The sequence below is a fragment of the Candidatus Rickettsiella isopodorum genome (genome assembly GCF_001881495.1).
Taxonomy (GTDB): Bacteria; Pseudomonadota; Gammaproteobacteria; order Diplorickettsiales; family Diplorickettsiaceae; genus Aquirickettsiella; species Aquirickettsiella isopodorum.
In genome coordinates, this window is record NZ_LUKY01000021.1 from 1 (window position 1) to 7667 (window position 7667).

Sequence of the window (7667 nt, forward strand, 5' to 3'; positions counted from 1 at the left end):
GGAATCTCTGGAATCTCTGGAATCTCTGGAATCTCTGGAATCTCTGGAATCTCTGGAATCTCTAGAATCTCTAGAATCTCTGGAATACTCTCGTCTATTTTCCTGGCCTTGTATTTCTTTTGCTTTTGCTAAAGGAGACATTTCAGTAATAGCTCGATCGACTTTTATAATCAGCTGACGTAACACCGCATCATTAAAGCGAAAATTATCGCTGAGTTCAGCCATAGCCTCTTTCCCGCATTCTATATTCATTAGAATATAATGCGCCTTAGGAAGCTTATTAATAGGAAAACAAAGCTGTCTACGACCCCAATCTTCAAGACGGTGAACCTGTCCGCCGCTATTTTTAACAATGGCCGTATAACGTTGAACCATAGCAGAAACCTGATCACTTTGATCAGGATGAATTAAAAGCACTATTTCATAATGACGCATAGTATCTCTCTCGGTTAAAAGCCTCCCAACTCACGTGGTGAGGCAAGTATATACTTAAAGGACTACCCTAAAAGCGGGCCTATTATACGGTCGGACCCTTTAAGATGCAATAAATCCCTACTGCTTGACAGGCCTTTCCTTGCCACCTAGCATTCAGCTTTAAATTTAATCATTACCTCTAATCTATCCTATGGATTTAGCGCCTATATTAGCCTTGGTTAAGCAAGACCTTGACCAGGTCGATACCCTAATCGATAACTGCCTTTACTCTGATATTCCTTTGATACCAGAATTGGCGAAGCATCTTATTAATAGTGGTGGTAAGCGCTTACGCCCATTAATTGCCCTACTCAGTGCGAAGGCCTTTGGCTACCAGGGAGAGGGGCATAGGCAGCTTGCGGCAAGTTTAGAACTCATCCATACAGCGACCTTATTACATGATGATGTCATTGATGGTTCAGAGCTACGCCGTGGCAAAAAAACCGCCAATAGTTTATGGGGGAATTCCGCCAGCGTTCTAGTCGGGGACTTCCTATACTCGCGCGCCTTTCAATTGATCAGTCAAATCAATAATTCGCGTGTGCTTACATCGCTCGCAGATGCCACGAACACATTATCCCAAGCAGAAATTTTACAATTACTTAGTTGCCACAATGCTGATGTAGATGAAGCCTATTGCTTAAAGATTATCCAAGGTAAAACGGGCGTACTTTTTTCTATCGCCGCAGAACAACCCGCTATTCTAACTGCACGACCCGAAGCTGAAATTTCAGCCATGGCCCATTATGGCGTACATCTAGGTATTGCCTTTCAATTGATTGATGACGCACTCGATTATTCCGGAAGCAGTCTACAACTCGGCAAAAGCTTAGGCGATGATTTAGCCGAAGGTAAACCGACACTCCCCTTAATCTATGCGTTGCAACACGCGAATGCTACGCAAGCACAGCTCATAAGGGAAGCGCTCACACAAGGCAGTCAAAAACATTTGACCGCTATTTTAGATATCATGCAATCTACATCTGCTCTCAATTACACACGGCGCCTCGCCCAACACCATATTCAACAATCCTTGATCCATTTAGATAGCATTCCTGATTCAGATTATCGTCAAGCCCTGGCCCAACTGGCTAAGTTTGCCATTGAACGCACTTATTAAGTTTATAAAATAAGCCGTCTTTTTATAGCCTATTTAAATTCATAATAGTTTAGGTGTCTAATTAGCACTTTTTATTCGAAAACAATTAAATCGATTAAGGTTATTTTAATAAAATCTACTTATAATTAAGGGGCGAAAAATCTTTCTTAAAAAAACTCTATGGCAAAAATATTAAAAAGTACTAACAAGAATTTAAAGAATTTTGAATATTTACGTAAATTAAACGATAATAATAGTTCACATGGAATTTATCTTTTAAAGAAAGTAAAAAATAATAAACTAAAAAGCCTATGGGTTGCTAAATTTTTAAATCAAAAAAAAGAAGCTCAACTAGAAGCGCTTTCCCAAGACTTGTTCCGCTTGATACTTCCTCAACAACCAAAAACACGCTGGGGGCAAATACCTGGAAATGAAGCGCTTATAAGCCAATCCATTGAATATTATGTGCTCTCCAAAGCAATACTTAACTTTAAAGATAAATTTTTTTTCTCTCCAAAAAATAATGAATCCATACTCAATCATAGCATTACCGGATTGGCGGCTACACAAGTTTTAGCATTATGGTTAAATGAAATCGATTTTAAAGCGGGCAATGTCGGTATCGATCCCGAGAAAAAAATAGTTATAAAAATTGATGGGGGTTTAAGTTTTATTTCATTAAACCCTAATTTCAGCTATTTACACCAAGGAAATTTTAATATTACTACAGAGGATCTTGAAGCACTGCCTAATTTAGTAAACTATGAAGCTTGTAATTGGTTACAACAAATTCGATGGGACTTGAATAAAAAACATAGTATAAAAACAGTACCGACAGAATTAGACAAAAAGATCAACCAAAGCCCTCAGTTTAAAAATGAATTATATCAAACTATCTTACGCATTATTTCATTACCTGATGCGCTTATTCATTTTTTTACCCAATGTTATATAGCCCAGCACAGCGATGCACAATTATTTTCAGACTTTATCATCCAAAGAAAACATCAACTAGAAGCTGCCGCGAATAATATTCTCGCTTTTGATAGTTATCGTCAAAGCAATCAAGCAAGAAAAGATATAATGACTTATTTAAACTATCTAAGAAACTTTAAAACCATGGGTAAATCTGTTTTACTCACTGATTTTACAAATAAAAGTAACCTTAATGTCGAAATAATCATCATTGAAAATTTTAAAAAAAATAGAATAAATAATTTTCCTAGAATACTTAATACGTATCGCACTCGCTTAAACCATACGATTGATTTATTCTCTGAGAAATTTGAAGACTGGCTACTGCCTTTAGATCGAGAAAAAATTACTTCAAATATCGAATTTTTAAATAAAATTGTAACGGAATATTCGACTTCACCCTCATTTTTAATGAAAAATACATTTTATACGACATTAGAAAAAGTTAAAAATATCCTTAAAAAAGAAAACGCACCAGAAAGTTCGCTTATTTCAGATTTCATCTTATCCATTAACACCTTGCTGAATGACAGAGACCATCTAAAACAAAAAAAATCTCTACCGATTTTGGAAAAAAACAAAACGATTCAACCATCCATTTCGATAAGTTTTTTTAATAAAAAACATCAAAAAATATCAACCGACCATCAATCTAACTCACCTTGCGCCAGTACTCGTATTATTTAGTTATTTATTTTTTCGATCTAAACTATTTTTTACTAAAAAATAAGGTGTATTAATATGCTATTAGAACTTTATCATGCTGCTAAAGCAGGAAAACTGCGCGCTATGTACATTTGAATAGCGACTCTCTTAAAAAAGCAGCGGAAAAAAATGGTGACAAATTGTCTACACTTGAATCGCGTCGCTTAACTTAGAGCTAGCTGAATGAAACCAAAGCTGATAGAATTCCTCGAAATTTTTGACCTATTTCGTCAATTGCGGGGTGTAGCTCAGCTTGGTAGAGCACTAACTTCGGGAGTTAGGGGCCGGAGGTTCGAATCCTCTCATCCCGACCAGCCTATCCCACAAAAAAGACTTAAAAATTAACCTATTTCGTTCATTCTATTCCATTCAATTATTTTCCAACCTGGCTTACATAAGCACCATGTACCAAATTTGTACCAGTTACTAAATGATCAGCAGCTTTCTTGAGATTGCTCTTTCACTTCTGAATAAAACATATGAATATTCATTTTTTTAGTTAAGGCAGTAATCTCTGTTTTTACAGATTCGTGAAATTCATAGTGACGTTATTCTAAATGTCTTATTAATGAAGTACCCGGTTATTTATTCTTCTTGCTTGAACTAAATTAATTTTTAGAATTTTTTAATAAAATATCGACAAACCTGCTAAATTTTAGTAAATTATTAATTGATGCTTATTTTTTTAATACTTTTAGTATTAAAAAAATAAATTGCTGAAAAATATTAATTTAACAATTCATTAGATAATTTAATTAATTATTTTAATCTTATCTCATAAAAAAATTTAAATAAGAAACCTAAGATAAAAGGACTTAACTATGCTACAAATAGAAAATAGAACTCAAAAATTTTATCGTTATTCTAAGTTAATTCAATTACAAGAGATAGAACATTCCATTAAACAAAGAATTTCTTCACGCATTAAACGAGCGCCATCTGTTAATACACTTGTCGAAGCCACTGCAAAAAACGATTTTAGTTATTGGTTAAGTCAAGAAGATATTGCTGATATTGCTCGGATAGAATATAACCAATTCCGCACTAGAACCGAAAACAATGCTGAATTTGAAATATTAGGTTCAATGACGCAATTATCTTCTACCGTAAAATCATTTCAAGAAAAAATTAAAACGAATAAATGGAGCAAAGCTTTGCTTACGTTAATTATGAATCTTGAAAATTTACATTGGGTTACTATGCTTATATCGTATAAAAATAATAATTATGTTGCCTATTACGTAGATTCAAAAAATAATCCTATTCCTCAAAATTATTTTGAATTGCTTTATAATCCATATCTAATACATCCAATAATAAATCTAAACTCAGGCTATATGCAACAAAAAGATGGCTTCAATTGTGGTTTATGGGCACTCGAAAATGCGGTGGTTCTAAATGCAATGTTTGATCACAAGGAACCACTTGATTGGTTAAGTAAAGCATTGAGACGGGTGCACGATAAAAATTATTTTGAAGGGAAAAGAATATTATTATCCGAAAAACTCATCAATGATCCTCTATGGAAAGAACGCCATTTAAATTTTGTGCATCCTGATGAAATATCTAAAAAAACGCAATTATTAGATGATTCATTTACTCTAGATAAGCTTGAACATGACTCTAAACGATTAAAAGCCTCGCCCAACAAAGAAAAAGAAAAGGTTGCGGCTTTATTAGAGATCTTTGTGACCACGTTTTTAAGCTTTTTCTTAAAAACTATAGGGGTTTATCATCTACTTGCTAAGGAAAAACGATTAACAGCGGAAGCACTTAAAGTTGAAATAAAAACGGGGGCTACAAGCGCTTTATTCGGTGTATATATTGCCGATAGCCTTGTAGGTCTAATTCCTGCTTTGGTTGCTTCATTGAGAGCAATAAGTGGTAAGTATTATATATCAAAAGATAAGGCGCAAAAGATAACCCATTTTTTTTCTAATGTAGAATCAGAAAATTTAGATTCTATGCTAGCTGAAGTAGCTGTTAATATTTTTTACAGCTTTGAAAGTCAATTTATGCAGGTAACGGACAAAGCAGGTGAAAAAGTGGCAATAGAGAAACTCGCAGAGGACGCAGTCGAGCGAATATTCAATGCTATAAACAAGCTTTATGATGTTAACTGCGTTTTTTCTAAGCAATTGCTAGAAGAAAGTGTGTTAAAAGGGGCATCGGAAAAATTTTTCGATCCTAATCTTAAAGAGATCGCACTGACAACTTCAGGTTATGTGATTCTAAACAAAGAAGGAAAAAAAATTAACACCAGTAAATTATATGAACATACAGGTTTAGTAGAACTTAGTGCAAATGACCAACCTAATAAATTTTATGCAACTAAAAAGTATTCACATCATAAATATGGCTATCGCCGTCTATTTGATTGGGAAAAAGAAGTCAGCGGCGAATTGAAGAAAGACCTGAAAGAACAATATATCAATGATCAATTTCTTCAGGAAAATGATATTTCTCAATTTCATTTAAGAAAATATTCTTATGTTTTGTCTCAAGAAACTAACCAAGCAGAAGCATCGCGCCTTTTAGATAAAATTAAAAATCATCAATTTCCACAACCAGTTATTAAGGATCAGAATAATAAAAAGCCTATTTATTTTAATTTAAGAAAACCGGTAAAAAACTTTAGTGGAAGGATTGAGATTCTTAAAAATTTGCATCGTACGCTGATATCGGAAAGAACGATAGCCATAGTGCCTAATTGGTCAACTTTCTCGATTTCTTCGGATAAAGATATAGCAGACACGCATGGTAGCGATTCATCATCAGCTTCGAGTGGCTCCCTATTATCCATTAGTGGGTTAGGAGGAATAGGCAAGACACAATTAGCTTTACGCTATGCTGAACTCTATGCGCATCATTATGATCATAATGTGTTATGGATCGATGCAGAAACTATTGAAAATATAGCCTATTCTTTTAAAAAACTCTCTAAAAAGCTAGAAATTTCTATCAGTGAATATGGACAAGAAAAAACACTTGAAGAAATTGTAGAAAATGCTTATGAGTATTTTTCAGATAGAAAAAGTTTATTTATTTTTGATAATGTTGAGAATTACCGTGCAATCGAAATTTATTTACCTAAATCGAGACCTGACAACAAACCCACGGTGCTTATAACCTCACGTTATGGCAATTGGGATAATGTCGCAACTACGATGAAGCTTAATGTATTTACCGAAGATGAAACCCAAGAACTTATTAAGAAATCATTAGGCTTAGATGAGAATACTCCACTTGAAAAAATACTGGAATTAAATCAATTACTTCAAGGCTTGCCGTTAGCACTACAACAAGCGCTTGCTTACATTAAATTGAGAAGATCTACTGATAGTCTTTTTTCATTTCAGGATTATATTGAACTGTATAAAGAAAAAAAGAAAGAATTATTAAATTTTGATTTTACAAAATATTCTAACGATCCTTATTTAGAAACAGTTTTTACGACATGGCTTATTACGTTATGTAAAATCAAATCTAATTCGATAGGTGAAGATGCAATAGAAATTTTAAATATTATGGCTTATTTAAATCCAGATAGTATTTCCATCAACAAATTTGAGTATTTAAATAAAATTTATTTTCCAAAATCATACGATCTCGTTAGTATTACCTTTTTATTAAACAGTTATTCTATGATTAATTCGCATGGAAAAGAAGGTGTATATACCATTCATCGATTAGTTCAACAGGTCATACGGATTAATCTCGAAGAACATCAGGAAAAGTTTAAAGCGATAGTCGAAAAAACACAACTACTATTTTGGCATTGGCAATTTGCTTTTAAAAAAAATCAAGAAGTTTTCTTCCACTATCTACATTTTTTAATCTATATGGCAGAACATAAGGAGCTTATTGGTAGCTTGTTGTTTGGTCATCCAGAAAAAATACTATTTGATAATTTAATTCTTAAAAATGAGAAACAGCGTCATTATTTTATTGATTTAGCCTACTTGAAATTTCCAAAGGAAAAATTTCTTAAGTTTGCAGGAGACGCAATTGCCTACTATATCAAATGTGGTTTATTTTTCTCTTTATCGGAAATACTCAATTATCTCGAAAAAAAATGGTCTATAAAAAGTTTTTCAAAGGAAAATATTAATTATATTAGCGAATATATTAATAATTTAAAGAATTCTAAGCTAAAATTAAATCGATTTTCGACTAATCCTGAAAAACAAGCAAGACAAAGAAGCGCGCTTTTACTCTATGCTGAATTTAATCACAAAATATTTGGGAATTTTTTTTTCAAATATGCTGGCTGCTCATTTCAAAGTTTAAAGAGAAGTATTTGTTTATCCTCTGAAGCTGAAAAAAAGATCAAAGAGCACAGGAATCAAGCGATTAAATCTCATTTTAAAAAAGTAGAACACATCTCTCGTTATATCAGTTCAGCGTTGATGAC

Annotated in this window: 4 protein-coding genes and 1 tRNA gene; 4 read left to right on the plus strand and 1 reads right to left on the minus strand. The window is 33.2% G+C overall.

The annotated features are described in order from the left end of the window. On the minus strand, positions 1-435 hold a 435-nt coding region (rpsF, locus tag A1D18_RS00130), incomplete at its 3' end, for a 30S ribosomal protein S6 (RefSeq protein ID WP_143750399.1). 190 nt (positions 436-625) lie between these two features. Here rpsF and A1D18_RS00135 point away from each other — a divergent pair. The 4 genes from A1D18_RS00135 to A1D18_RS00150 all read left to right on the plus strand — a co-directional run. Further along, on the plus strand, positions 626-1594 hold the full coding sequence (locus A1D18_RS00135; protein WP_071661804.1) for a polyprenyl synthetase family protein: 969 nt from the start codon (positions 626-628) through the stop codon (positions 1592-1594). A 159-nt stretch (positions 1595-1753) separates the two neighbouring features. After that, complete coding sequence (locus tag A1D18_RS00140) at positions 1754-3235, plus strand: hypothetical protein (RefSeq protein ID WP_071661805.1); 1482 nt, start codon at positions 1754-1756, stop codon at positions 3233-3235. Between the two features lie 255 nt (positions 3236-3490). Further along, positions 3491-3567 (plus strand) — tRNA-Pro (locus A1D18_RS00145). A gap of 507 nt (positions 3568-4074) precedes the next feature. Then, a partial coding sequence (locus tag A1D18_RS00150) for an NB-ARC domain-containing protein (RefSeq protein WP_216094999.1) occupies positions 4075-7667 on the plus strand: 3593 nt, incomplete at its 3' end.

Coding starts and splice junctions, on each gene's coding strand:
- A1D18_RS00135 (WP_071661804.1), top strand. CDS start 626: ATGGATTTAGCGCCTATATTAGCCTTGGTTAAGCAAGACCTTGACCAG.
- A1D18_RS00140 (WP_071661805.1), top strand. CDS start 1,754: ATGGCAAAAATATTAAAAAGTACTAACAAGAATTTAAAGAATTTTGAA.